This window comes from Pseudomonas brassicacearum (assembly GCF_009601685.2).
GTDB lineage: Bacteria > Pseudomonadota > Gammaproteobacteria > Pseudomonadales > Pseudomonadaceae > Aquipseudomonas > Aquipseudomonas kilonensis_B.
Genome location: NZ_CP045701.2, coordinates 3,018,729 through 3,043,006 on the forward strand (window position 1 = coordinate 3,018,729; position 24,278 = coordinate 3,043,006).

Consider the following 24,278-nt stretch of genomic DNA (forward strand, 5'->3'; position numbering starts at 1 on the left):
GCGTTAAGGTGCAAGCGCGCGGGATACGGGCTTGCTTTCGAGGCGCAAGCCCGTGGTTTCACCTGGTCGGCCAGGCAGGCTCAATTGGTTTGTGGGCCGCGCCCGCGATGCGCGGTGATGCGGTTGTAAATGTTGGGTGCCGTGACCGCCATTTCTTTGCTGATCTCCGGGACTGAGTAGCCTTTGTCATAGAGATGTTGCAAGAAAGCGTCTTGGTCACGCCGGGCAAGCTGGCCGTAAAAGCCGCGATTTATTTCTTTCTGGATGCCTGAGAAAAAACCAAACATAGGGACCTCTGTATTCGACTCGCGTCATGTTGATGGTGGGAGGAGAAGGCGTGGCTTGGGCCGCTCCTTCTGTATGCAAGCCCCTTGTAAACCCCGGATTTGGAGTTTGAGTGAGCTAGCCGGTTGCAGGTTATTCACTCTGCTGCTTATCGGCCATCCCAACCTGGGTAGCACCCAGCATGGTGTGATTTATGCGAACAGACGAATACACGGATGACGAAGTCGAGACAAAGGACAAGTGGGACAAACTGTTCTGGATTGAGCTCGCTAAGCGCAAAGAGCGCTTGGTAACCGGGGATGCACACCTGATGCTTGTTCAATTGCATGATCAAATAGCCCAGGCCATCGATACACCCGGCCAAGTGATGGATGAGCCCATCGAAGGCATAAGGGGGGCTGCGGTCCTTTTGGACGCGTTTCAGTGGCAGTACGACCCGGCTGATGAGGCTGATGACGAACACCAGGCTCAGTTGTTGCGGGACACGATGAATCGCTTCGAAAGCCAGATTGATGAAGTGTGGTCAAGGTTGCAGTTCACGCGGGGCTTCCGACTTGCCGACCTAGCCGTGGAGAACGACCTTGAAGACATGTGGCAGTGGTGGGTGTTCGTCAATTCTTCTGCCGGGCGCGCAGAGCTGGGGATCACCAGCGGAAAGTTCTCGCACCATGGCATACAGGCTCGAATGGACGAGGACCATGAGCCGCCACGGATGATTGAGGTCCATACGTTCTATAACCGGCCCGGGCAGTCTCCAATCCCCATTTCCAATCGCAGTGTCAGGAGCTTCACCACTGACGTGGATGAAGTGATCATCAACGGCAAACGGGTCAGCGATAGTGTAATTGTGGTGTTTGACTCCGAAACTCCAGCGCCATCCAGAAGGGAAATCGTGAACGCCGCTTATTCCGGCAGAGGAATGATTCGGGCACGGCGTTTAGCGGATGCCCGTGCAAAAGGCGATTACGCCAGACTGCAACGCTTGCTAGACGAACCGTCGCCGACCACAGATTTTGTCGACTTATTCGAGCCTGTACAGGCGCATAAATTGTTCAAGACACTTACCAGCGTTGCGCCGTTGATTCGAGGGCTATTCGCCTGGGATCTTCACCATGACCAGGGACTCAGCAAAGCGCAGGCCTGCCGAGTTACGGCGGAAAAACTACCTGGAATGGGCACTACCCCACGCAGCGTCAACAATGCGCTTATATCAGTGGGAAAAAAGATCAACGGCTACCAACCCGAGCAATTGCCTTGGATTTTTCAACGCTTTAGCGATTGAGGGTTCCGTCGCCGGAACCCGGTCGCGTTGAGCTAGGCAGCGCCGTATTGGGCGATACGCCGTTGTGCCAGCGCTCGCCCTCGGCCTGCGTCGCCGCGGTTTCATAACGAATGCCATAGGCTTGTTCGCCAATCTTGCTCATGGCATCGAAATGCGCACGACGCGCCTCATCGGCAAGCACGCTGATCAAGCTGATACACAAATGGCCAAAGGCCTCCTTGTGCGTCTTCAACCACAGGCTGCGCAGCTTGCGGTCGGCGTGGGCTTCGTCGTCCCCAGGTTCCAGGTAGATCAACACAAAGGGTACGCCATGGGCCATGATGGCCTCGATTTCGGCTTGCCCCTGTGCACCGTAGCCCGGTACGACCACGTCGTTGCGCACTATTCAGCGCGGCGGGTGTTGCAGGGCTTCAGAAGCCAGCCCAATAGCTGCGTGCGTTGCTGACGCAGGAAAAAGTGCCCGCCGTCCACCAGGCGCCAGTCGAAACCGGCTGCTGCGTGCCGTTTCCAGCGGCGCGCGGCTTCCACCGTGACCAGGTGATCATCGCTGGCGGCAATCATCACCATCGGCACCGCCAGGGTCGTATCGGTTGCTACGCAGTAGCCTTCCGACAAGGCACTGTCGCGTACCGCCCAGGTGTCGGACTTCGAGGGCGAATCCTCCTCGCTGTAGTCCGACACTTTGCGCTGGATCGGCAAACTCGGCGCCGGGCACGCCATCAGGACAGCAACTGCGGGTGGCGACCCTCGCTAGCCAAGGTCCGCGCCACTTCGAGGGCGATCTTGCACCCCAGGCTGCAACCCAGCAATGCCCAGGGTTTGTCGGTGTAGGGCCGGATCGCGTCCATGAGCTGGCGCATCAGTTGCGTCATGTCCTGAATGCTCGGTTCGGCGATGCGGCTTTCGCTGAAGGATCTACGAGTAAGCCTGTTCCGGGGAAAGCATTAACCTTGCTTTGGCGGGGTGGGCCATGAGGCTTATCTGATCGGTTTCAATACCGACACGACTCGGTCATTAATACGGGGTAGGGCTGAGGGCTCATATCTCCTTCAGTCCATTCATCCTCATCAATAGCCTGCTTGGCCTCAGACTGGCGGCATCATTTTCAAACCATCCAAAGCATGCCCTCAAATTTGCCCCAAATGTAGCAATTCGCTGGAAGTAAATGGCTATTCGAGACTAGAAAAACGCAGAAATGATCAGCTAACAAGCATGCGCGAAGCCTCTAAAGACTCTCAGGGTCGCCGAAGAACATTTTGACTTGGCTCTAGAACGGTAGTTTCAGATCATAAAAAACTAATGATGCCCCCAGTTTTGCCCCCAGTTACACAGGGTGCGAGAGCGCTCGCGAGCGGCGATTTCTCACGGACTCCAGTATGGCAGTGACTGGCTTTCGGTGTAACTCCTCATTGGATCTGGAGGTAGGTTGCAGGGCTCATCAAGGACACGCTAATCCGCTCTCGCTCGAGAGCAGCAACTCCGATCGGCCGTGTTCGACCCAATATTTGCATCCGCGTAATTGGTTTGCTGGTCTTGGAGGTTTCTACGAAACCAGGGGCGATTCAGAGCCTAGCATGCACTTTTAGTTAGGGTGCTATCAATTTGATAGATGACAAAGCTGTGTTGCGTTGCCAGCAATGATCGAACACCTGCGTTGAAAGCGTATGGACGGCCTGCCGGGTAAGCTTTGATCAGACGAGGCGCTTCTCGAAACCAGCCAGATATTCGCGAACCATCGTCGAGTAGGGTGCTTGAGGCTTGGCCATCTCTTTCATATGTCGCACCGTACGGTCTATCAATGCTTCCATTCGTTTTATGATGCGCTTGTTTTCATCCGCGCACGGAGCATTCCTGCACACTTCGAGTTTCAGAATCATCGCGCAAAGATCCTTTACTGACTCCTCCATAAAGGCGAGTTGGCGCAGTACTCGCGTGCGATCCTGGACCAATCCCAAACGGTTCAGCCCGTAGGTATGGATCGATACCGCGCCACGAAGACTGAGCTTGTTTTCAAGCGCCTTATCAATTTCACCTTTGAATTCCGGGAGTAGATCTTGGGTTGGAATGACTTCAGGTAGCCCCGCGCCATCGTGTGGTTTTGGTAACACCAACCCAATGAGCTTTTCGCAGTCGACATGGAAGGCTAAATGCTCTTGTGGATCATCCCGGCAGGGATTGAGTAACAACGCGTATTCCGTTGAACAGTCCCTCGAGTCCTGTGTCGCGCGCGGCCCCAGGATTGGAAAATGGTTGCCTTTACCTGTAGTGACCCTGCGTTGCTTGCTGAAGCCTAAGTGGTCACTGCGCAGTTCAACCAATTGGGTTGAGAGCACCGGTGTGATGTGTTCGTTCAGTCGGTTGCAATGGATACAGCTGGGAAGCAGGTTTTCCCAATCCATCGCCAGCCACCAATACCCCGTATGGTCAGTATCATTTACGCCCCCCTTCGGCCTGTAATGCTCTACGTCAACCGGGGCCACGGCAGGGTAGAACGTTTCGCAATACGCGCACTTGCCATGAAACAGCGCTAACAACTGGGTTTTGACCGAATTTTTGCGATAGGTCTTGAAAAGGGGTTTTTTCAAGGAGTCCACTGCCTTTGCGGCTTCAATCACAACCGGATCATCGGCCGCCAGCGTGGCTCTGGCGCGCGCCAAGGTCTCAAGTGCAGCCGTTTTTTCTTTGAAATAGGCGGTTAAATCAGTGAGTTCCTGATCCGCGGCACTGACTGTGGTCTTTCTCGGCAACATCGCCAGGGGCTTTTTCACGAGGGATCGGTCAACGAAGCGCACGGTTCAAAAGTCCTTGAGGATATTCAGTATTTTGGTCTTGGTTTCCACACGTATCGTTTCCCACTCACTGGAAGGCTCCTTCTTTCGCCGCTGAAGAAATTCGGCGACAGCCTCCTGAACGACACGCTGGGCCTCACTGGTGCCAACGGGAAGCGCGTCCTTGACCTCATCTTCGAAATAGGCCATGACCCGCTGTTCTTGGGCGGTCAACACTTCTCTGTTTTTGCGCTTGCTCAATAGATCGGCCACGCTGGCCAATTGCTTCTCCATTTCCGGCTGGTCAGTTGACATCAAATTGAAAAAATCGGACGTTAGCAACTGCTCGATCGTCAACCGGGAGGAGTCCGGTAGATCACTCAATTGCTCAATGCACGTGGCGTACTGAGTCTTTGCCCCGCCAGCCTTGGACCGACGTTGAACGACCACGACTTCTCCTTTCTGCATGCCGCGCAGACATAGGGGGTCATGGCTGGTGGCGATGAACGTGACCTTGGGCAAGGCCTTGCGCAACACATGCATGATCTGAATTTTCCAGCGCGGGTGCAGGTGCGCTTCGACTTCGTCGATTAACACCACAGCCTGGGCATGCTCAAGTCCTTGAAAACGGGGATGGACGCGACGGTCCATGAGCCGTTGCATGATGTCGCATACCATTGCCAGGATGGTTCTGTAGCCTGAGGACACATCATTGAGCGGTGTCCTAGTCACTACACCGGCGGGGACCGTCACGATCAGGCAAGATTTACCGTCGGGCGCTTTTTCGATGACTTTTATGTCGCCGTCCACAGACATGATGATTTTCAATGCACGGGCTACGTCATTGAAGTCTTCGCCTTCCAGCCCGAGCAGCCAGTGCTCCGGATTGGCCAGTAGGCGATCCGTTTCGAACAGGTTGATGATCGCATGATCGGCTTCATGAGCCGGAGGAGATCTTTTCTGGTATTGGCGAAAGGCGCCATAAGCGAACACTGGCGGTACATCATCCGGTCCATCTGGTCGAAAGACGTTGTCATCAATCCTCAAGACTTTGGCTTGCCCCTCGTCGAAACTCAAACGTACCTGTGCCGGGGTTTTAGAGGCCACGTCATCCGAGCCCAGTTGGGCTGGAGAAAGTACAAAGGAGGCAGGTGTCAGGTTCAAGGTGGCAGGTGTATCTGGATGGCTCAGAGCAAGCGCAATCGCTTCGAGAATCGAACTTTTTCCGGTGGCGTTTTCACCCAGTATCAGCAGTGCTGGCTGTAGAGTTTCATTGCTCAACTGCGATTCGGCGCTGAGTGTGCCGAGATTCAATTCGAGGTGCTCGATCGCCTTGAAATGCTGAAGTTCGATGGAATGCAAGGACGGGTAAACCAGCGGCACAGGTGTCTTCTGCTGGTCTGGCTCAGTGCCCAGAACGCCATAGTCCGTTGGCGGTATGTTCAAGGTTTTACGGCCGAAGTCAGTTTCTTTAATCCACCCCTGCAATTGTTCACGCGTCTGCTGATAGTCCCCGACTGAAAGCAGGGTTTTCAGTGTCTTTGCCACCCCGGAGCGGCCGGTAGGCATTGTCAGGCCAGCTCTTTGTGACAAGTACAGCGCAATTCGCCGGCATTGCAGGTACCACAGGCCACCGAACTCAAGTTCGGCAAAGTCAAAATAGGTCTGAAAGGTAGCCTGGCGTAATCGCGGCAGGTGTTCACCAGACGCCAATAGTTCTTCACGGTACTGCCGAAGTCTGGCTTCCCGCAGTTCATTCAATTCTGGACGGTCCAGGCGAAAATTGGCGATTGTGATATCGCCCTCTTCAGACAGTGGCAGCAGCTCGCCATTAACGGAGGGGAAAAAGTGCTTTTCAAAACGCTGATCAACGCACGGATCAAGCAAAACGGCTGTCTCGCGGTATGTGGAGAAGCGCCATGAACCGAGATTGTCATCGGCATACTGGCGCAATTGCTCAAGGTTCGGAATCGGAGCACGTTTGCCCTTGACCGGAAAGAACGAAGGCTGACGCGGAATACACTTCAGACAGATGGGATAGATATTTTCCCAGGCATTGGCGAGCCAGACATAGTAGAGATGCGAGTCAATGCCTCCCATCGTAGAGGTTGCAGACGACGTTGGTCGGAATCGGTAGGGAAGTGGATGATCCTTGCTTTCGCAAAATGCGCATTTCCATCGAAACATTTGTCCCAGCGCATCATAAACAGGGCTGACCTGGTTCAGATTCAGTTCCAGGTCTTCCATGGGCACACGGGTTTGAGAGCGCTCCTGAGTGTCCAGACTGAAGAAATCCAGCAGTTGCTCTCTGGACTTCCTGAATTGCTCTTCGCGGAAAATGGAGGGAGGTACTTTGTTGCGTAAAAATCTTTGCATTGCTCATCTTCCCTGACACGGCGAAAAAAACCGCCACAGATCATCGCCAAACACAGGGTGCACGATATAGCATGGGGCCACTATCGAAAAGTCTGTGATGGTCCGCGAAGGCTGTCACGCGTCATTGAGGCATACCTAATGTCCACGGCTTCAGGAATGGCTTGTTTCAAGCAATAACCTGGCACCCGCCCGTGTCGAGCCCTCGGGCTTTTGGAGAATCTGTACTTCAATGGACTGTGACCTTGATTCAAATCGACAAACCCGTAACCTTTCTGCTGCCATTTGATCGGTACAGCCTGACGCTCTCACACCGGCTGCTGGACAGCATGGGCGGTGTATCGCGTTTTTTGCTCAGAGCCATCGAACAGGAGCTGTCGCTCGCCGCACTGATAGAGGTAACGGCGCTTAGCGAGAGCGTGCTGCTTAATCAGCTGGCATACCTGCAGGCCCACCGGTATGTGCAAATAGAAGAGGGTGAAAATGGCCCGTTGCTGTGGCTGACGGCGCGGGGCACCTCTATCGTGCAAGTGGAGCACTTGCTTGAGGATTTCAGCCTCACGGTCTGGCTGGACGCTTTCACCCTTTCGCGTCACGCGGCGCACTTTGTGATGTTCGACTACGGTACGACAAACCCACAGACATTACCTGCGAATGACGCCCCATCGACCGTTGTCACTCATGTGCCTCGTCGGACAGGTCGGGCAGGGCGCTCAAGGCTTTTTGATGATGCCAACCGCCTCAGAGGGCTGTTGGAGCAAGACGGTCTGAAGCAGTTGCTCGAGTATTGCTGGGGAGCCGATTGCGAGTTGATAACGAGCGAGCTTGAACACTGGGCGTTCGAGCTGGGCATGGATGAGGGTGAGCAAGCCGGGCTGCAGGTGCCGATCGAGTACGCGGCCGGGGAACTGCAATTGCGCCTGAAGACGTCCAATCATCATTGCAAGTCGGATGCACTGCCGTCGCTGACCTTGCCCGTGGTCGAAATTGCTCATGTGTTCAAGCCAATAGCGAATTTCCCGTGGACGGTCGAGCTACCGTCCACGCGTGTTCAGCGGCTTGAATTGGTCAGTTCGGGCACCTTGAGCCATTTCACAACGGCTGCCGTTGTGGAGAGCGAGGACGCCAGACATGCCAGGCTGCCCATGTGTCTTGGTGACGGCCTGCCAAGTGAACTTGATTCGTTGACCGTTGCGCCTGGCCTCTGCGTAGAAACCAACGCCAGAATCCTGCAACTCTTGTGCTCAATGGATGAGGTGCAGTTGGCCCGTCATCTACAGCGCACCCCTGACGCGTTCACCCTGTCCCACAACCTCATGACCGAAGAAGCGGCGGAATTAGCGTGATTACTGTCGATGTGTTCGCGACCTTGTTTGACTGGGACGACAAAACCACGGAACGGGTCAAACGTACCAGTGGCGTCAGCCGCACCCTGTATACGATGGCGCGTACGGGTAAAGCCGCCAGTCCGTTGATTTTCGTCGAGGCGGGGCTGGCATTTCTGGATGCTTTGGGGGCTTACGCTGATTATCGTCAAGCCAAAAGCAAAACACAGGCACTGGAGGCCGAAGGTGAAGCTCTTCGCCGTGAGTTCAAGGAACTTGAGAAGCAATTTCGCTTACAGGCCAAGGAGCGTGACCTGAAGTTCAGTGCGCAAATGAACGCGTTGCGCAACCAGTTGGAGGCTCGTGACGTAACGCTGCACATCGGAGTGACGAACCTGGAGAACCTGGGACGGCATATCAAGCGTCTGGGTGATCACGTGTCTCGGGAGCGTTTGGCGGTGACACCCAATTGCGTGCCATTGTTGAAGCTGGAGCGCACCTATTATCTGTTGGTTGATGCGCAGCTCAGTGCAGCGCTTTCGCTGTTGGACGAGTGAGGACCCATCATGAAAAAGGCAAAACCGCAAAAGACGAACACTGCCGAAAAGGCAGGCGATAGCGAGAAGGTCACAATGAAAAAACTCGACCAAGTGGCCGATATCGCCAAAGCCGCCATTTCTGTGACCGGCAAGCTCGCCGATTGGGGCAAGCAGACCTCGGTAACCAAAGCTTCCATTGAAGCTAGCAAGGCGCGCGTCAGCGCTGCCGAAGAGAAGACCAAGCAGGTGGCCTGGAACGCCGTACAAAAGATGTCTGAAACTGACCGCCTGCGGCAGAAAGACGCCAACGAGCACGATCAGGCAATGGCCAGGCTCCAGATGGAGCATGAACAGATGATGACGCTCGACCGTGAACGGGAGCGTGTTCTCGACAAAATTCTTGAAGAGCCAGCCTCCCTGGACCAACTGGCGCACAGCTACCGGGCGCTCATTCCGCTCAAGCCTTGAGATCTACGACCTATGTACCAATTTGTTGCTGCGGGGTTGTTCGTTCTGGGTGCGAGTGCCGTTGCCTGGTTTCTGGATCGTGAAACCGATGAAGAACGTGAGCTCCATGAAGAACTGAAGCAGCGCAATGCCCGGACGCGAAGTGATTTTCAGGCTACCAGCTGGGCAAACGCCATGGAGCAAGCTCGGGCCCACGAAAGTGCTGCGCTGCGGTACAAGGCCGAGAACCAGGATTATTGCAAAAAGTTTCGGGCGCGCCTGCAAGGCACGGCCCAGGAGTTCGACATTCTGGCGCAACGGCTGGCCAACGATCTGTCGGACGTATCAATCAGTCCCTACAGACGCAACGCACTGCGCCTGCTCAATGGGCGCCTGCAAGATACGCAGAACCGCCTGGCAGGTTTTTTCGCATACTGCGAATGGTATCTGCAGACATTAGACAAACTCGCTCAAAAGCAACAGTTCACTGAACTGATGAACATGGCACAGCCACAATCCCGGTTACCTGACGACTGGTTTTACGGCGGCAAGGTCGTTCTGGCATCGGTCTCAGAGATTGATAATGCATTCAACGCCTACGGGCAAAAGCTCGAACTGCGTGCGGAGAAGCAGGCCGACGTTTGGACCGATACGCAACAGCGCGCACTGATGATGCAGTACCCCGATCAGGATGCGGTGCCGGTGCAGATGTCAGGTAACGTCAAGCGGCCGAATTTCTTCAAAGCCTGCGTTTTTCGGGGGGCATTGCACGCGGAACACATACTGGAAAGTGTGCCATGCACGGCTTTCATTGAAAGAGCGCAGACATCGCCACAATATGGCGACGGCTACCTCGTGCGTTGTTATCCAGGTTTCTGTTCTGTCGACAAGCAGCAGTCCGCAAACGGCGGTGTCGTCGCATTCTTGCCACGCAGCGAGTCGAGCTTCCCCGGAAAGAATTACCCGCGTGGTGATCGTATTGAAGTGTACGTTCATTACTACGACTTACTGCTGAGCAAAGGCCAAGTGACGGTCACTCAGCACCCGGAGTCGCTTCGCTACGGCGAACAGAGTGCAGCACCGGTGTTTATCCACGCGGACCGCGCTGTGTATGATCTTGAGGGGCTGGAACGCGAAAGTGGCAGTGCACAGTGGCAGTTGCGGGGCTCGGTCGAGATTGATGGCGAACTCATCGTCTCCCTGCAACTTGGGGCATGGCTGATCGAGGCCAAAGCCAGCTTCAAGGACTCTCAGTTGCACATTGTGAATGTGACGCGCACCGGTTTCGATAGCGTTGAGCTGGACGCTTTGCCTTGCCCGGTGCGGTTGATTGACGTGAGATTCAAGGACAGCGTCTTCTGCGACGTCCTGCAGTTCGAAGCCTTCGTGACCTTTTGTCGTCAGCAGTCATTTTTCGCCGGCGACAGTCAGGCACGCAAGCAGGCTGGACAGTTCTTCGAGCGTTGGAATGCAGTTACAGATTATCTGTTGGCTGAAACAGGGCATGCTGTATTTAACTTGAGTGATGTCACTGAAGTGGAAGAGCGAACGCTGGAGTGTTCCAGCAGTTCGAATCTGGTCGATGGCCTGCAGAAATTGATTGAAAAGGCTCGTAGTACGCCGCGGTTGTTCGTGGAGCAGCTGTGCCTGAGTGCCGATGGTGAAGAGCGCTGGTTGCAGGTCGCCGAGTTGCATGGGGTGCCAGAGGCCCGAGCTGCAAAACGTTACGAAATCTTCCATAAAGGGATGAAGCGCCCAGGCTCCGATAGCGGTTACGTCGATGTGCAGCCGTCGCAACACAGAATACGCTTTCCCAACCGGGGCGAGCTGGCAAATCTGGGTCGGCAGAAGATCGCGCTTCAGGGGTTCCTGGGTGGGCGCCTGATTAATCGAAACCTGCAGCAAATTCTGCTGATGCCTGCCCGCTATGTTCCACAACCCGACCCATTCTGGAATGAACGGGTCAATAGTGGCCTGAACTGGCGGGACCCCAATTGGCAGGGGGCTGACAAAGCGAAGGCCGCAAAAAAGGTGATCGAGGCGGCGCTCGTCGAATCCAATTTGTATCTGATACAAGGGCCTCCGGGTACAGGCAAGACCACCTGCATCGTCGAGTTGTTGCACCAGTTGTTCTGCGCCAGACCAGACTCCAGGATTCTGGTAGTTTCGCAACAGAACACTGCGGTGGATAACGCTCTCGATCGCTTCCTTGAACAGTTCCCGGGTTTCAGCTCCAACGTATTGCGCATCGGCAACGATGTAGAAAAGGTGCAAGTGGAAGTTCGGCCGCGCATGACCGAAAACGTTTTGATGGAGTACCTGCGCGAGCGTCAGCAGGACTACAGTCTGGCGAGCCTCGAGAACCCCGAAAAAGCCGATTGGATCGAAACCTGGATGGACCGTATCTATCATCCTTCAGACCGGGGACGTTCACAGTTCGATGATGAACTGGCTGAGCTCGTTGTCCAGGATCACGGCCTGATCGGTGCTACCTGCGTAGGATTGTCATCGCGACGTTACGGTATGGATCGACTTGCATTCGACATCTGCATCGTCGACGAAGGAGGCAGGGCAACGGTTCCCGAACTCTTGATTCCACTTATGCGCAGCCGTAAAGCAATCATTATCGGGGATCATTTCCAGCTCCCCCCGAGCATCGGCCGCGCCTTGCAAGAGGCCGAGGCAAAGACGGTCTTGCCGTTTCTTGAGGAAACATTTCTCAAGACCAGCTTTTTCGAGCAGCTTTATGAAAACCTGCCAGCGGCCTGTTCCGGCAGACTTGTGGAACAGTTTCGCATGGTCGAACCCATCGGCGATCTGGTAGCGGACCTGTTCTACACCGCCAATGACGTGAGGGGGCTGCACAACGGCAAGGTGCACGAACGTAAGGATTTTCTCGACGCAGAACACTGCATGCGCTGGGTGGACGTCCCTCATGGCAAGGAAGAAAACGAAGGCACCAGCCTGTTCAATGAGGCGGAGTCCAAAGCGATAGTCGATTTCCTGAAAGCGTCGGCGCATAAACTGGCATCGCGCCGAGCGGAAGGCACCCATAGCGTTACGACTAAATCCGTGGCAATCATCACACCCTATGGAGCCCAGAAACGCGTAATCAATAAAGATTTCGCAGCGCTTAGAAAGAGCTTGCCGCTTATCGACGACGTGTTTGAGGTAAAGATCGATACGGTGGACAGTTTCCAGGGAAGCGAAGCGGATATCGTGTTGTATTCAACTGTTCGTACTCAGGGGGGCATCCGCTTCCTGCTCGACCGTCAACGTTTGAATGTGGCGTGCTCACGAGCGCGGGAAAACCTCACATTCTTTGGCCACGCCCAGTTTCTGCTCAAGCAGGAGCGCGGCAAGAATGCACTGTTTAGCCTGATCATCAAACGCAGCGCTCGAGCCACGGCTTCGAATCCTTTTCAGGCGAATACTCACAAGAGCAAGGTGCCATTGAGTAGTTAGTGTTTCCTGATGCAGTAGCTGGACTGGACGGACCTGCTTTCGGATTGCTCCGGTCGCTTGGCAAAAGCGGCCTCTGCGTCGGTCGGCGACACCGTCCTGTTTGTCCGACTCAACAGCCGAACCCTGAGCCGACTTTCCAGATTGCGGACGGCATGAATAGCGGCGCCTAGAGACTATCCGGGCCCCCAAAAAACATTTTGACTGGGCTCTAGCGCTGTGTTTTCAGGCAGATAAGTTTCAGATATGCCCCCAGGTTGCCCCTAGGTGTATCAGGTTCTTGGTGGAGATTTCCGACAGAAACCAGATGGATTCAGATGGCCTTCAGTAGTTCATAGGTTGAGGGTAAGCGACACGTTCCCCCTGGAAACGGTGAAGTCATCGAAACGAAAGGTGGCAATCACTCCGGCCTGAAGGCTTGGAAAGCTCAGTACGGTCCTCTGTCGTGAAAAGCTGAGGTCCTCGAGCCGTACGGTATTGGATAGGGTAATTAGGGTTGCTCGCGAACCTGCATCCATTCGAAAAAATCTTCGGATGCAAAGCCGACGCTGCAGTTCGCGTCGAACCGCTCGTTGATTCTGATTAGAGTCATCCGCTGAGCTTCTTGTGGTGAGGTTGGGAAGAAAGCTCCACCAGGTTCGCTGTGCATGAAAAAATCGCCGAGCTTGGCTCCGCAGTTTTCGCAGTGATTCATCAGGTAACGGCTGCCTACCGTTTTGCTGTAGGCCTGCTTGAACTTGTTAGTGAAGTGATGGATCTGCTTCGCGACCCCGGGAGAGAGGCTGGCGATATTGGAGACCGTTCCGCGATACCCATGGCACTTCCATTCGCCGAGGTTGCTTGTGAGCGCGAAATCTTCGTCCTCATCCTCGTAGTAATCGAACTCTTCGTGTTGCTCGGGCAGCTTGAACGAAAACACGCGGGTCAAATTAGAACAGCCCCAGCAGTCGGACACTGACTCTATGATGTAGTAATACGGTGCTCTGACACTAAATTCAGGTCCGTGCTCGAGGTCTGCGTGCTCTGTTACGGGTAGCCATTGAGCCAAGGGGCCGATGTCGACACCCTCGGGGATGTACCAAGTCTTCAGGCCCGGGTCCCACTTGGCACCGAGTGATTTCGCTTCATCTTTTTCTGAGAAGGGGACTTTCAGATCAATCCTTGCCATTTCTGTATCCGTACGTATTGCTCATCAGTAAGCGTCAGATCCCATGCTAGAGCCTTCTAGCCTTGTTGGGGACCTTCGAGTGACAAAGCAGGCTGATGGCGGGATGTGCTGCAATAGCCCGCTGGTCTGTCTTGGTCAGAGGTTAATTCATAACTGCGCTCAATGGTTGGGTCTTCAATCAGTCTGTATATGTTGCCTGCTAACCGACTATGGCTGTTATCTGAGGTCGACCAAGTTTAGGCCTTAAAAGGAGGCCTATAACTCGGCTCAGGGCAGCAGCCAATTGCTGTTTGGGGTGGTGAACCGGATGCCGACTGCCTGGCAATGCTCAAGAATCGGCAGAATGTAGGTGATGTTGGTACGGCCCGGCTTGCCTTCTGTTCTGTAACGAGCCGCCTGGCAAAGTGGGCCGGCTTTTTCGTGCGTATGGTTGGAGCTGATTTCCACAGCTTGTGCTTGGCCGAAATGATTGTTACCGGCGAGGTAGTCCAACGTTTGCTGGAACGCTGCTCGAGTCAGCGCCAACTGCGAGTCTTCCGATCCGGTCTCAATCACAACGCGATTTGCATCAACGGTCGTGATACGGAAACGGGCGCTACGCGACGGTGTTTGCAGTTCCTTGCCCTGCAAGCGGCTGATCAATGCCCAGAGAGTGTTGTCGACTTGAATGATGTGCTGCATGGGATAATTCCTTCGTTGCTGAACGGACGCTAGCTTTAACCTGAAGCGACTTATGGAATCTTGATACCTAAAGCATTCAGCGACGGCGTATCCATCCGGCCATTCACGGTCAGCCCACTGTCCATCTGAAAGGCCATCAACGCACCACGTGTCGCCTTGCCCATCACCCCATCAATGGTGCCTTGGTAATACTGGCGCACCATCAGCGCGGTCTGCACACGGGTGACCAGGTTGCTTTTCTGCTCATTGGTCGCGCGGCTCTTTGAAGTGCTCGAACTTGTCCCTCTGGTAGTGCCAGACGACTGATAAAGGCTGTTGCTGCTTGAGGTGCTGCTCGAAGCACTCGGCGCGCTGTAGCTTCGGGTACTGGTAGCGGGTGGGCTGTAGTAGCGAGGTGCGCTATAGCCACCCGAGCCGCTGTAGTGAGAACTATGCGAGCTATGGGATCGGTGTGAACTGTGCGAGCGATGTGCCGCATAGATGTTGACGGTGTCTGGCGCATTGAGCGTATCGGCAAATACCGGGGGCTGTAGCTTGTCGTTGGGTTGCCAGTTCGCATCGGCGAGCGACAGATGGCCCGCCTGTGCCAGGGTGGTACCTGCCATTGGCAGCAAGCTGATTCCACTGATCAGGACTTTCCAGCGGTCGAGCAATTTCACTGTGCACTCCTTGCATAGGCACTGAAGGCCTCGGTCGATAGTAGTTGTACGCCGCGGCTCTGCCAGCGGTCGTTGTGGGATTTGAAGAAGCCAGAGCAATGTTTGACGGCAGCGCATTGCTGACAGGTATCGATAAACAGGTTCTTCCAGTCCGAGATGCTCTGGCGGGCGAAACGCGAGAGGTGGGCCGGGATCAGGCACAGGGGCAAGTTGTAGATCGAAACCGGCACTCCGCGGTTGAACAGGAAATACACGGCCTGGCTCAACGACTCCTGATAGTCCAACGGGTCAATCCACAGTTCTTCGTAGTTCTTCCTGGCCAGGCCGGTACTTTCGATACCCATCAGCGCAACATGCCGCACGAAGGGCAGGTTCCTGAACACGTAGTTGGCGAGCTCCGGCAAGCGTGGCGTGGTCAGGCGATTGAGCACCACGCGTATCTCGATGATCTGGTTGGCACGCGCCAGGTTGTAAAGACCTTGCAGGGTTTCGCTAAACGCGCCGGGAGCCTGCACCACATGGTCATGGTCTTCGGCATTGTCGGCATACAGCGGAATACCCCAGCTCAACTGAGGGTGGTCGATAGTAGAGAGTGCTTGGATCCAGCTCGGATCTTTGAACAGGCGCCCATTGCTGAGCACATGAATGGATTTCTGCGGCAAAACGGCTTTGCACTTGGCCAGAGTTTCGAGTAGGCCGTCGCGATAGAGTGTTGGCTCGCCGCCGCTGATGCCCAGGTTTTCCTCGCCCGGGTCCATCAGGTCGATCAGCCGAAGGTTTTCCTCGATGTGCCAACGGTCATCGATATCTTTGGGCGGCTGCGAGCACATCAGGCAGAGGCTGTTGCAACGATCGGTCATGAACAGCAGGTTGCTGTCCGAGCCTCGTCGATACAGCACTCGCACCAAAGCGTTGCCTGGTGTGATGGCAATGACATCGCCGGGCTGCACGACATCCGCATCTTTGGGTGTGTGCAGGTGTAGCCGCTCGCTGTCGAAGTCGCCAATCAATGGCTCTGGGGTCAGGAATCCACCCACGGGCAATGAAAGCAGGTTCGGACTCCGTAGCCGTTCTTGGTTTGGCAGCCAAAGCAGCAGCTCACCGACCTCAGCGTTTCCGGCACATACAGCCAGGCCTTGTTCGATAAACTCATCCAGGGTGATGACTTTGAGCAGCTTTGGCTCATCCAGGTGATAGATTTCGAAATGGGTATCTTTGCGCAGCATCGCCATCAGCCCCTGTAACCCGGGAACCGAACATCGCTGTAGGAGCGCCTGTTCAACCAGGACAACAGCACCCTCTGCGCGTTGTCGTCGCCATCGCGAAGCAGGCCGAATAAATGCTTCAGCAGTCCCATGTTCTTCTTGCAGAAGCTGCTGAACACCCGGTGTCCGATTGGGTCGCCTTGGCGCGCATAGTGTTCGATGGGGTCTGCGCCGCAGTAGGGGACCAGTGCGCAGTCCGAGCAGCCCGGCAGTGCCTCCGCAACACCACTGGCAAGCAATGCCTCCATGACGGGCGATGCCAGTAGTTCAGACAAGTGTTGCTGTACGGTGCCGAGCCTCAAGCCATCTTCACCCATCTCCAGCAACATTCGGGCTTCGTCCGAGGGATAGACATAACCGTCATAGTTGTAAACCAACGCCGCAGTGCCTGCGCCAGCAGGGGAGCGCAGGTCCACATAGCCGGAGGAGAAGGGCGTGAGGATGTTCTTCAGCAGCAGGCTCGTGTAACTCTCCGACAGGTACACGCCCTGCTGGTTGATACGCAGCAAATAGTCCAGTGCCTTCTTGTAGAAGGCCAGGTATCGCTCAATCGGGTAATCAAGTCGATGGGCACTCTTGGTGGCAAACCCATAAGGGCTCAGAGGCCGAAGCGAGATGCTGGAGAAGCCCTGGCTTACATACTCATCGATGATCGCTTCAGGTTGTTCGAGGCTTCTTGAAGTCAGCGTGGTCAGCGCGGAAACTGCATCATGGCCAAGGCGCTGACGGACCCACTGGATGCCTTTTACAGTGCGTTCGTAGGAGTCTCGTGACGGGGTAGGGCGGTTGGCATTGTGCAAGGGCGCCGGCCCATCGAGCGAGGTCGAAAATTGGATGCGATTTTGTTCTGCGAAGTCGAGTATTTCCTCCGTCAGGTGGTGCAGCGTGGTGGTGATGACGAACTGGATATCCCGTTGTTCGACCACGTTCCGTTCAGCGACCCATTCGACAATCTGGCGGACGCGCTCGAAGGCCAGAAGCGGCTCGCCACCCTGAAACTCCACAGTCAGGGCGGGAGCGTTCGATTCGAACAGGCGATCGACCGCCGCCTGTGCATCCGCTTCCGACAGGTCGTGGCCGGATCCTCCCAGAGGGGCTCGCGACACCTGGCAGTACTGGCAGGTGTGGTTGCAGCGCAATGTAACCACGAACAAGTGCAGTGCAGGGCCCTGGAAGAGGAAGTCCTTGCGGCTGCGATACTGCGCGGCCATTTCCGGGAACGGGTCGTGGCGGGCTGGTTCGTAGATGAAGTGGCGGGCCAGCAGGTCCTTGTAAAAAGGCGTACTTGCTTGAACGTCGAAGTAACTGAGAGCTCGTAATTGCGCGTCGTTCACGTGCATGTACTCACCGGTATCGGAGGTGAGCAGGATGTCACGTTCATGTCCCGTGTTCATGCGCATGAATCGAAAAGGCAGCAAGCGGTAGTGCTTGGCGTCTGTCGCAATCAGTGTCACTGCGAAACCCCACATCCAGCGAGTGCGGCTCGGGCCAGGACTTCGCGCAACCCTGCTGTTTCGCGGTTGATATGGTCGCGTAGGGCGAAGTCGTTCAGATGCTGGAGGATCAGCGAGTGAGCCTGCTCCGGGGAAAGCGTTAGCCTTGCTTCGGCGGGGTGGGCCGTGAGACTTATCTGATTGGTTTCAATACCGACCTGGATCGCGACAGTGTCGGCAAGGGAATAAGCGGCGCGTTGCACCACGCTGAGCGGGTAGGCTTCGCTGTCGAGTTTCAGCGTGACAGGCCATGTCATCGGAACCGCTCCTTCAAATCCGTTGGAAACGTGTGGATTTTGCAGGTTGCCGAGGCATTATGCCATCATAACTTTTTACATTTGCACGCATTTGTCCAGCGTGGTGGGTGGTGCGCTCACTACGGCTCGGTCATTGATACGGGTAGGGTCGAGGGTTCATATCTCCCTCAGTCCACCCATCTTCATCTATAACCTGCTTGGCCTCAGGCTGGGGGCATCCTTTTCAAACCATCCATAGCATGCCCTCAGATGTGCCCCCAATGGGGCAATCCACTGGAAGTGAATGGAGCTCCATGGTTTGTGGAAAAGCAAAAATGATCAACTGAACCGCCTGCCCGACAACGCCTAAAGACTCTCAGGATCGCCGAAAAACATCTGAATCCGCGACCGCAACCAGCGCTCCCCAGGGTCGTTGTCCTGGGAGCCGCGCCAGGCCATGTGCAGCTCGAAGCTGCGCACCGGTATGGGCGGGTCTTCGGCGCGTACGCCGCCGGCGGCGGTCAGCGCGTCGGCAGTGTAGTCGGGTACGGTGGCGATGATGTCGGTGCCCGACAGCAGCGTGCTCAGGCCGTTGAATTGCGGCACGGCCAGCACCACGTGGCGCTTGCGCTCGAGTTTGGCCAGTTCTTCGTCGATGAAGCCGCTCAAGTCACCGGCGAAGGACACCAAGGCATGGGGACGAGCGCAGAACTCGTCCAGGGTCAGACGTCCCGGCGCGGTGTCGGCTCGCAACACCTTGGGCAAGCTGCGTCGCAGGACCTTGCGCTTGGCGTTGGCCGGCAGGTCGTCGGTGTAGCTGACGCCGATGGAGATTTCACCGGATGCCAGCAAACCGGGCATCAAAATATAGTTGACCCGGCGCACCACCAGCACAATGCCGGGCGCTTCGGCCCGCAGGCGTTTGAGCAGCATCGGCAGCAGGGCGAATTCAGCGTCGTCCGACAGGCCAATGCGAAACACCGAGGTGCTGGTGGCCGGGTCGAATTCCGCCGCACGGCTGACCGCCGTGGAAATCGAATCCAGGGCCGGGGAGAGCAGGGCGAAGATCTCGACCGCCCGGGCCGAAGGCTCCATGCTGCGGCCGGTACGTACGAACAACGGGTCATCGAACAGGCTGCGCAGGCGCGATAGCGCGGCGCTGATGGCCGGCTGGCCTAGGAACAGTTTCTCGGCCGCGCGAGTCACACTGCGTTCATGCATCAATGTTTCGAACACGATCAACAGGTTCAGATCGACACGCCGCAGGTCATTACGATTCATCTGGAGTCCTGGCAGATTCGGCAAGCTTGACGTGAGCGGCCATATGGGAACAATGGCCGGCATGAATCTTACGGGGAAAGGCTGGTACTCTGCACCGGCTAATTGAGTTTTCTTAGGTTAAGTCCTACAGGATTGGTTGGTTTTTCTTGCTGCGGAATCAATGACAGGCATGTCGACTATTAATAGCCACTGATGGTCTTGGGCACAAAGCCCGGATAGAGTTCATGGCATTAGAGGTTACTTTGACGAGGTTTGCGATGTCCCGCACGATCCGTTTTCACAAGTTTGGTGGTGCCGAGGTGCTCAAATGCGAAGAGCATGCGGCGGCTCTTCCTGCGCCAGGAGAAGTGCAGGTCCGCGTCGAAGCGATCGGCATCAGTTGGTACGACATTTTGTGGCGCCAGAACCTGGCGTCGTCCCAGGCGCGCCTGCCTTCGGGCCTGGGTCATGAAATGGCCGGTGTGGTAACGGCCGTTGGCGACGGGGTCGATGATTTGGCCGTGGGCGACAAGGTCGCCAGCTTCCCGGCCGAGAGCCCGAACGATTATCCGGTGTACGGTGAAGTCATCGTGCTGCCACGCACCGCCCTGACCCGTTATCCCGACGTGCTCAGCCCGATCGAAGCCGCTGTGCATTACACGCCACTGCTGATCGCGTATTTCGCCTACATGGACCTGGCGCGGGTCAAGCCGGGGCAATTCGCCCTGGTTACCGATGCCAGTCATTGCGCCGGTCCTTCCTTCGTACAACTGGGCAAGGCCCTGGGTGTGCGGGTGATCGCCGCTACCAAGACGGCTGACGAGCGTGAGTACCTGTTATCGCTGGGCGCCGAGAAGGTCATCGTCACCGAAGAGCAGGACTTGCTGATGCAAATCAACAAGCTCACCGACAACCGTGGCGTCGATGTGGTATTCGACGGTCTCGGCGGGCCGCAGATGTCGCTGCTGGGCGACGTGCTGGCACCGCGCGGCAGCCTGGTGCTGTATGGCTTGCAGGGCGGCAACCAGACGCCGTTTCCAGCCTGCGCGGCGTTCCAGAAGAACATTCAGTTCTTTGTGCACTGCATCGGCAATTTCACCGGCAAGCCGGAACTGGGCATTCTCCAGGACCAGGTGGCCTTGCAACGAGCACTGCGCGATATCAACCAACTGACCGCCGACCGTGTGCTGCTGCCACTCAAGACTCGGGTCTTCCCGTTTTCCGAGTTTGTCGAGGCTCATCGTTACATGGGTGAATGCCCTTGCCGTGAGCGTGTTGCCCTTCAGGTCGTCGACCCGGCCTGAACCCTGTCTTGCGCAAGAGTCATCACCCGGGCTCTTGCGCTGCCTTCGTCCTGACACTCCCTCCTTTCTTACGGCACCTCCTGCCTGGCGGTGCTGCGTTCGTACCTCACCTTTCGCGTCTTCAATGGCCTGTCACGGTTCGTTCAAGACTGAAACGGTCTGTCGGCCAACATCTGAACTGGTTTTTGCCCTCAATCTGTATCTTCTAATCATTGTTTAAGTCTTGATAATTGAACGCTGATTTCCATATCAAGGAAGAAGTCGTGGTGCGGTATAACTTTTTCGAAGGTTTTCATCCTTCAAGATGCATTCAAGGGGCAATGAGCATTAATGGGTGCGAGGCTATCTATCGACTCTGGGGAAAACAGGGTGGGGTAGAGGGTCAATTGAAGTTCGGCAAGTTCTTTGTTTCTCGTACTCATTGTCTGTGGGACGTTGTCGGAATTCTCCTAGGACGTACCCTGCGGTCGGTTAGGTCCCCGGTTTCCGCTGCTTTCGGCGGGAGTGCGATGGGGTGTGATCCGACTCTCAGTATATGTATCAAATAATTACGACAGGCAATGCTTGAGCGTATTGCTAATACTCTTTGAGTGCTAGAACAACCATCTAGACCAACACGTCGCGCAGTCACGTTGGTGCGGATGCGACGCCGATAGTTGAATTTCCAGGTAAATGGCTATGAGTGCAATTCATGAGCAGGCAATGACTCACGTGTATCAACAGATACTGCAACGACTGTTGGGTTTTTATTCCCGGGCAGAACGTACCGCGTTGCAGCTTTTGATCCAGCGTTTAATTGTCGCCGCCGGAGGCATCGAGCGGATTGGCGATTATCGCGTGTTGACGGTCCAGAACGGGAGCAGGGAAAGTTTTTATGTGCTGACCGCCTTGCGGGCCGCACAGCTGAGTATCGCGGGGCGGCATCCGACGACCTTCGCCTTGCGCGTCGCCACGCCACGCCTGAGCGAAACCACCCAGGCGACCCTGGAAAACATCCACCGCTGCTACAGCGCGCTGTTTGTCTACGATGATCCCCGGGTCGAATTGCTGATGGCGGATAACCGCGAGGTGTTGCCGTTCAATCACCGCCAGCCCTTGTCGGTGGCCGGCCACGAAGCCAATCGCATGGACCTGCTGGTCCTGGGACACCTTCGTACGGTCGACGGCCCGTTGGAGATTGGCGACGACGGCTACCTGGCGATGGCCGAGTTCTATCGACACATGGCCCGTTGGGAGTCGGGCGTGGATTCGTTGGTCAGCAGCGATACACCGCGCCAGCAAAAACAATTCATATCGGGCCTTCGCCGCGCGACCCGCAAGATCGGCCTGCTGACCGACCATGCCTGCGGCTTCGACAACCTCTTCGCCCACCTCGATACCCTGGGCGGCAATGTCTACCGGCATTTCTACGGGCCGGAGCGCCTCGGTGCCTGGAAGCCCGAGGGGCACTTCGAGGCGTGCCGACGAGTAGGCCATGTCGGCATCGACGACCTGATCGTCGATCGTTCGGAGGGAACCAACTGGCCGCTCTTCAATGAGTTCCTGCGGGTTCAGACCGAAGGGCTTGTCCCATCGGCGCCCGAAAACGAATACCTCAGCCCGCTGCTGTCGGCTCATTTGCACGGCCTGCAGGCCTGCTACGTGCACGGACGCAGCTATGAAACGGGATACGGGGACTACACACAGCGGGCGATCATGATCATGCATCGCAAGCAACTGCCGGAACACGCCTGCGAACAGGCTCGGGCGCTGTTCGGCTCACCGTCATCGATTCCCGAACGTCGTGCCTACGCCGCCCTTGAAGCGCAAAAGCTCCTGGGGCTCAGCGAAACGCAACTGGTGTGCATGCTGTTTGCTCCCTTCGTGGGGCAGGGCGAGGGCCTGGAGCATTTCCTGCGGTGCTGCCACCCTGGCATGCTGGTGGCGATGCCGGACCTGCACAAGGCCATGCAGGGCGCGACCGTCGCCGATCAGATAGCGCAGTGGATGGTCGATGTCAGCGGCCTGCCCATCGACATCCTTGGCAAGCTGTACCGGGCGAGTGTCTCTCTGCCGGAACAACCGGAAATTGCCCCAGGCACCGATCTGCAGCAGGCCATTGACGGGGCCGACACTTCAGAAGCCGGGCCTGCCGTCGATGGGCTGCATGAACGCTCGGCAAGGCATTGAGGAACGAGGTTTGACGGATTCATCTACCTCATCCCCAGTCCTTGTACCCGACGTTGCGACTGGGTCGGCTGCGACCCGCTCTCCTGGCCTGAGCCGATGAGAGGCTGCCGGGAGACAGACTTCGCCTACCAGGCGGTTTATCGCTACCTGACCACGCTGATCAACGAGCTGGAGGTTGATGCACGGGTTCGCCTGCCGTCGCTGCGGCAACTGGCCGAGCGCCTGAACGTGTCGATATCGACCATCCAGTACGCCTATTCGTTGCTGGAAAAGGAAGGGCGGGTCTATTCGATCGCCAAGTCCGGTTACTACGCGCTGCCAGTGCCCAGCATGACCACCCTTGACGGCGGGGATGATTTGCTCGAGACCCTGTACGTCAATGCCCGACGGCCAGGCATGCAGGTGCTCAGTGCGGATGAGCCGGCGTCGATGCAGCCATTGGACAGCCCGCTGTTGCTGCTCGAGCGCGAACTGCTGCGCCAGTACCCACGCTCCTCGCAGACACCCTCGCAACCCTGGGGCGAGCTGGAGCTTCGCGCCGCGCTGGCGGCCCGCTACACCTCTTCGCCGGCCCGTTGCTGGAATGCCGATGACGTCTACATTGGCGCCGACCTGCGGGGCGTCCTGGAGATCCTGATCGCGGTGCTGGCACTGAGGGGGGCCGTCGTGCTGATCGAATCGCCCTGCGACTGGACGGTGTTGCGCCTGCTGCAGGCGGCGGAGGTCAAGGTCATCGAGCTGCCACTGCTGGCCGGCGGGGAACTCGACGTCAAGCAACTGGAACAACTGCTGGTGAACGAAACGGTACGCCTGGTGGTGTTGTCGTCAGTCTTGAACATGCCGGGGGGAACGCTCGTTCCTGAAGAGAACCGGCGTGCCATTGCGCATCTGCTGGAGCGGCACGGGACCTGGGTGCTGGAGAACGACAGCCATACAGACCTGGCGTTCGAGGCAAGGGGGACGCCTTTTCGAGACTTGCTCGACCCGGACCGGCTGATCGTCTACTCGACGTTCGAGAAAACCATCGGGCCAGAGGCGCCGTATGGCTACGTGTTGTCGCGCCAGTTGACCCTGCACCTGCAGCGGCATTTCCTGTTGCGTGCGTTTCGCCTGTCGCCGATTCGCCAGAAAGCCATCGCCCGGCTGTACAGCAACGGTCGGATTGACCAGCATTTGCTGATCTTGCGCCGCCTGCTGCGCGAAAGTGCGGTGTCGACCACACAATTGCTGCGTGAGCGGCTGGGAGACAGCCTGCAATGGGCAGAACCCCAAGGTGGCGCGACGATCTGGATGCAGTCGACGCGACAGGTTGACTTGCGGCGGGTTTTCCATCGGTTGCTTGCCCAGCGAATCGTCATCGCGCCAGGGGAGCTGTTCAGCCTCCAGGGGCTGTATGCGCAGCATATGCGCCTGACCCATGCCCTGACCGGGCCACAGGACATGGATGCTGCGCTCTGTGCGCTGGCCGATGCCTTGAGGCTGGAACAAGCGTAATCGGCGGCAATGGATCGAACCCATCGCACCATGGTCGAACTGTCAGTAAACTGCACTCCATTTACCGA

General features: G+C 56.5%; 22 protein-coding genes and 1 pseudogene. 9 read left to right on the plus strand and 14 right to left on the minus strand.

Going from position 1 to position 24,278, the window contains the following annotated elements; translation table 11 throughout:
• Positions 1–80: 80 nt before the first annotated feature.
• A complete protein-coding gene (locus GFU70_RS13195) occupies positions 81–287 on the minus strand; it encodes a sigma-70 region 4 domain-containing protein (protein WP_057010985.1) in 207 nt (68 codons plus the stop codon).
• Between the two features lie 191 nt (positions 288–478).
• Between GFU70_RS13195 and GFU70_RS13200 the strand changes: the two genes are divergently transcribed.
• Positions 479–1,567 (plus strand): hypothetical protein, encoded by a 1,089-nt coding sequence (locus GFU70_RS13200; protein ID WP_153388173.1) that lies wholly within the window; start codon positions 479–481, stop codon positions 1,565–1,567.
• Here the strand turns inward: GFU70_RS13200 and GFU70_RS13205 are convergent.
• From GFU70_RS13205 to GFU70_RS13220, 5 genes are all read right to left on the minus strand, one after another.
• Positions 1,557–1,949, minus strand: a complete 393-nt coding sequence (locus tag GFU70_RS13205; RefSeq protein ID WP_153388174.1) for a hypothetical protein — start codon at positions 1,947–1,949, stop codon at positions 1,557–1,559. The two genes, GFU70_RS13200 and GFU70_RS13205, sit on opposite strands and share 11 nt — an antisense overlap.
• Positions 1,949–2,287 carry a thioesterase II family protein gene (locus GFU70_RS13210; RefSeq protein ID WP_226921122.1) on the minus strand — a complete coding sequence of 113 codons (339 nt, stop codon included), beginning with the start codon at positions 2,285–2,287 and terminating at the stop codon, positions 1,949–1,951. The genes GFU70_RS13205 and GFU70_RS13210 overlap by 1 nt, the downstream gene beginning before the upstream one ends.
• Complete coding sequence (locus tag GFU70_RS28735; protein ID WP_226921168.1) at positions 2,287–2,463, minus strand: thioesterase domain-containing protein; 177 nt, start codon at positions 2,461–2,463, stop codon at positions 2,287–2,289. The genes GFU70_RS13210 and GFU70_RS28735 overlap by 1 nt, the downstream gene beginning before the upstream one ends.
• A 795-nt stretch (positions 2,464–3,258) precedes the next feature.
• Positions 3,259–4,359: an endonuclease gene (locus GFU70_RS13215; protein ID WP_226921125.1), complete on the minus strand. Its 1,101-nt coding sequence runs from the start codon at positions 4,357–4,359 to the stop codon at positions 3,259–3,261.
• Between the two features lie 3 nt (positions 4,360–4,362).
• Positions 4,363–6,711, minus strand: coding sequence for an AAA family ATPase (locus GFU70_RS13220; RefSeq protein ID WP_153388175.1), 2,349 nt, complete (start codon positions 6,709–6,711; stop codon positions 4,363–4,365).
• 242 nt (positions 6,712–6,953) lie between these two features.
• Here GFU70_RS13220 and GFU70_RS13225 point away from each other — a divergent pair, with 242 nt between their 5' ends.
• From GFU70_RS13225 to GFU70_RS13240, 4 genes are read left to right on the plus strand one after another with little or no spacing between them, the layout of a single operon-like run.
• Complete coding sequence (locus tag GFU70_RS13225) at positions 6,954–8,054, plus strand: hypothetical protein (RefSeq protein ID WP_153388176.1); 1,101 nt, start codon at positions 6,954–6,956, stop codon at positions 8,052–8,054.
• On the plus strand, positions 8,051–8,590 hold the full coding sequence (locus GFU70_RS13230; protein ID WP_153388177.1) for a hypothetical protein: 540 nt from the start codon (positions 8,051–8,053) through the stop codon (positions 8,588–8,590). The genes GFU70_RS13225 and GFU70_RS13230 overlap by 4 nt, the downstream gene beginning before the upstream one ends.
• A 9-nt stretch (positions 8,591–8,599) precedes the next feature.
• Positions 8,600–9,040, plus strand: coding sequence for a hypothetical protein (locus GFU70_RS13235; protein WP_029612456.1), 441 nt, complete (start codon positions 8,600–8,602; stop codon positions 9,038–9,040).
• A 12-nt stretch (positions 9,041–9,052) separates the two neighbouring features.
• Entirely contained in the window at positions 9,053–12,484 is a 3,432-nt protein-coding gene (locus tag GFU70_RS13240) for an AAA domain-containing protein (RefSeq protein ID WP_153388178.1), read from the plus strand.
• On the opposite strand, the gene GFU70_RS29105 is transcribed toward GFU70_RS13240, so the two are convergent.
• The gene (locus GFU70_RS29105; RefSeq protein WP_413468857.1) at positions 12,481–12,642 is read right to left on the minus strand and encodes a hypothetical protein; all 162 of its coding nucleotides are present in this window, start codon (positions 12,640–12,642) and stop codon (positions 12,481–12,483) included. The two genes, GFU70_RS13240 and GFU70_RS29105, sit on opposite strands and share 4 nt — an antisense overlap.
• Positions 12,643–12,828: 186 nt before the next feature.
• Here GFU70_RS29105 and GFU70_RS13245 point away from each other — a divergent pair.
• Positions 12,829–12,930: pseudogene (locus GFU70_RS13245) on the plus strand (transcriptional regulator); the annotation flags it as partial.
• Positions 12,931–12,971: 41 nt separating this feature from the next.
• Here the strand turns inward: GFU70_RS13245 and GFU70_RS13250 are convergent.
• The 7 genes from GFU70_RS13250 to GFU70_RS13280 form a co-directional block, all read right to left on the minus strand.
• Entirely contained in the window at positions 12,972–13,649 is a 678-nt protein-coding gene (locus GFU70_RS13250; protein ID WP_153388179.1) for a DUF5710 domain-containing protein, read from the minus strand.
• A 267-nt stretch (positions 13,650–13,916) separates the two neighbouring features.
• Complete coding sequence (locus tag GFU70_RS13255) at positions 13,917–14,330, minus strand: hypothetical protein (RefSeq protein WP_153388180.1); 414 nt, start codon at positions 14,328–14,330, stop codon at positions 13,917–13,919.
• Positions 14,331–14,380: 50 nt separating this feature from the next.
• A complete protein-coding gene (gene hxsA, locus GFU70_RS13260) occupies positions 14,381–14,989 on the minus strand; it encodes a His-Xaa-Ser repeat protein HxsA (protein WP_153388181.1) in 609 nt (202 codons plus the stop codon).
• Positions 14,986–16,221, minus strand: coding sequence for a His-Xaa-Ser system radical SAM maturase HxsC (gene hxsC, locus GFU70_RS13265; protein WP_153388182.1), 1,236 nt, complete (start codon positions 16,219–16,221; stop codon positions 14,986–14,988). Before hxsC ends, hxsA begins: the two co-directional genes overlap by 4 nt.
• Positions 16,221–17,708: a His-Xaa-Ser system radical SAM maturase HxsB gene (hxsB, locus tag GFU70_RS13270; RefSeq protein ID WP_153388183.1), complete on the minus strand. Its 1,488-nt coding sequence runs from the start codon at positions 17,706–17,708 to the stop codon at positions 16,221–16,223. Before hxsB ends, hxsC begins: the two co-directional genes overlap by 1 nt.
• Positions 17,705–18,004, minus strand: coding sequence for a His-Xaa-Ser system protein HxsD (hxsD, locus tag GFU70_RS13275; protein WP_153388184.1), 300 nt, complete (start codon positions 18,002–18,004; stop codon positions 17,705–17,707). The genes hxsB and hxsD overlap by 4 nt, the downstream gene beginning before the upstream one ends.
• Positions 18,005–18,349: 345 nt before the next feature.
• Positions 18,350–19,264: a LysR family transcriptional regulator gene (locus tag GFU70_RS13280; protein ID WP_116642303.1), complete on the minus strand. Its 915-nt coding sequence runs from the start codon at positions 19,262–19,264 to the stop codon at positions 18,350–18,352.
• A 257-nt stretch (positions 19,265–19,521) separates the two neighbouring features.
• Here GFU70_RS13280 and GFU70_RS13285 point away from each other — a divergent pair, with 257 nt between their 5' ends.
• The 3 genes from GFU70_RS13285 to GFU70_RS13295 all read left to right on the plus strand — a co-directional run bounded on the left by GFU70_RS13285 (position 19,522) and on the right by GFU70_RS13295 (position 24,210).
• Positions 19,522–20,547 carry a zinc-dependent alcohol dehydrogenase family protein gene (locus tag GFU70_RS13285; protein WP_058545884.1) on the plus strand — a complete coding sequence of 342 codons (1,026 nt, stop codon included), beginning with the start codon at positions 19,522–19,524 and terminating at the stop codon, positions 20,545–20,547.
• Between the two features lie 678 nt (positions 20,548–21,225).
• A complete protein-coding gene (locus tag GFU70_RS13290; RefSeq protein WP_153388185.1) occupies positions 21,226–22,716 on the plus strand; it encodes a hypothetical protein in 1,491 nt (496 codons plus the stop codon).
• Between the two features lie 96 nt (positions 22,717–22,812).
• Entirely contained in the window at positions 22,813–24,210 is a 1,398-nt protein-coding gene (locus tag GFU70_RS13295) for a PLP-dependent aminotransferase family protein (protein WP_058545886.1), read from the plus strand.
• Positions 24,211–24,278 lie beyond the last annotated feature (68 nt).

Coding starts and splice junctions, on each gene's coding strand:
- GFU70_RS13295 (WP_058545886.1), top strand. CDS start 22,813: ATGAGAGGCTGCCGGGAGACAGACTTCGCCTACCAGGCGGTTTATCGC.
- GFU70_RS13210 (WP_226921122.1), bottom strand. CDS start 2,287: ATGGCGTGCCCGGCGCCGAGTTTGCCGATCCAGCGCAAAGTGTCGGAC.
- GFU70_RS13235 (WP_029612456.1), top strand. CDS start 8,600: ATGAAAAAGGCAAAACCGCAAAAGACGAACACTGCCGAAAAGGCAGGC.
- GFU70_RS13250 (WP_153388179.1), bottom strand. CDS start 13,649: ATGGCAAGGATTGATCTGAAAGTCCCCTTCTCAGAAAAAGATGAAGCG.
- GFU70_RS13195 (WP_057010985.1), bottom strand. CDS start 287: ATGTTTGGTTTTTTCTCAGGCATCCAGAAAGAAATAAATCGCGGCTTT.
- GFU70_RS13280 (WP_116642303.1), bottom strand. CDS start 19,264: ATGAATCGTAATGACCTGCGGCGTGTCGATCTGAACCTGTTGATCGTG.
- hxsD (WP_153388184.1), bottom strand. CDS start 18,004: ATGACATGGCCTGTCACGCTGAAACTCGACAGCGAAGCCTACCCGCTC.
- GFU70_RS13240 (WP_153388178.1), top strand. CDS start 9,053: ATGTACCAATTTGTTGCTGCGGGGTTGTTCGTTCTGGGTGCGAGTGCC.
- hxsC (WP_153388182.1), bottom strand. CDS start 16,221: ATGGCGATGCTGCGCAAAGATACCCATTTCGAAATCTATCACCTGGAT.
- GFU70_RS13220 (WP_153388175.1), bottom strand. CDS start 6,711: ATGCAAAGATTTTTACGCAACAAAGTACCTCCCTCCATTTTCCGCGAA.
- GFU70_RS13290 (WP_153388185.1), top strand. CDS start 21,226: ATGAGTGCAATTCATGAGCAGGCAATGACTCACGTGTATCAACAGATA.
- GFU70_RS13200 (WP_153388173.1), top strand. CDS start 479: ATGCGAACAGACGAATACACGGATGACGAAGTCGAGACAAAGGACAAG.
- GFU70_RS13285 (WP_058545884.1), top strand. CDS start 19,522: ATGTCCCGCACGATCCGTTTTCACAAGTTTGGTGGTGCCGAGGTGCTC.
- GFU70_RS13255 (WP_153388180.1), bottom strand. CDS start 14,330: ATGCAGCACATCATTCAAGTCGACAACACTCTCTGGGCATTGATCAGC.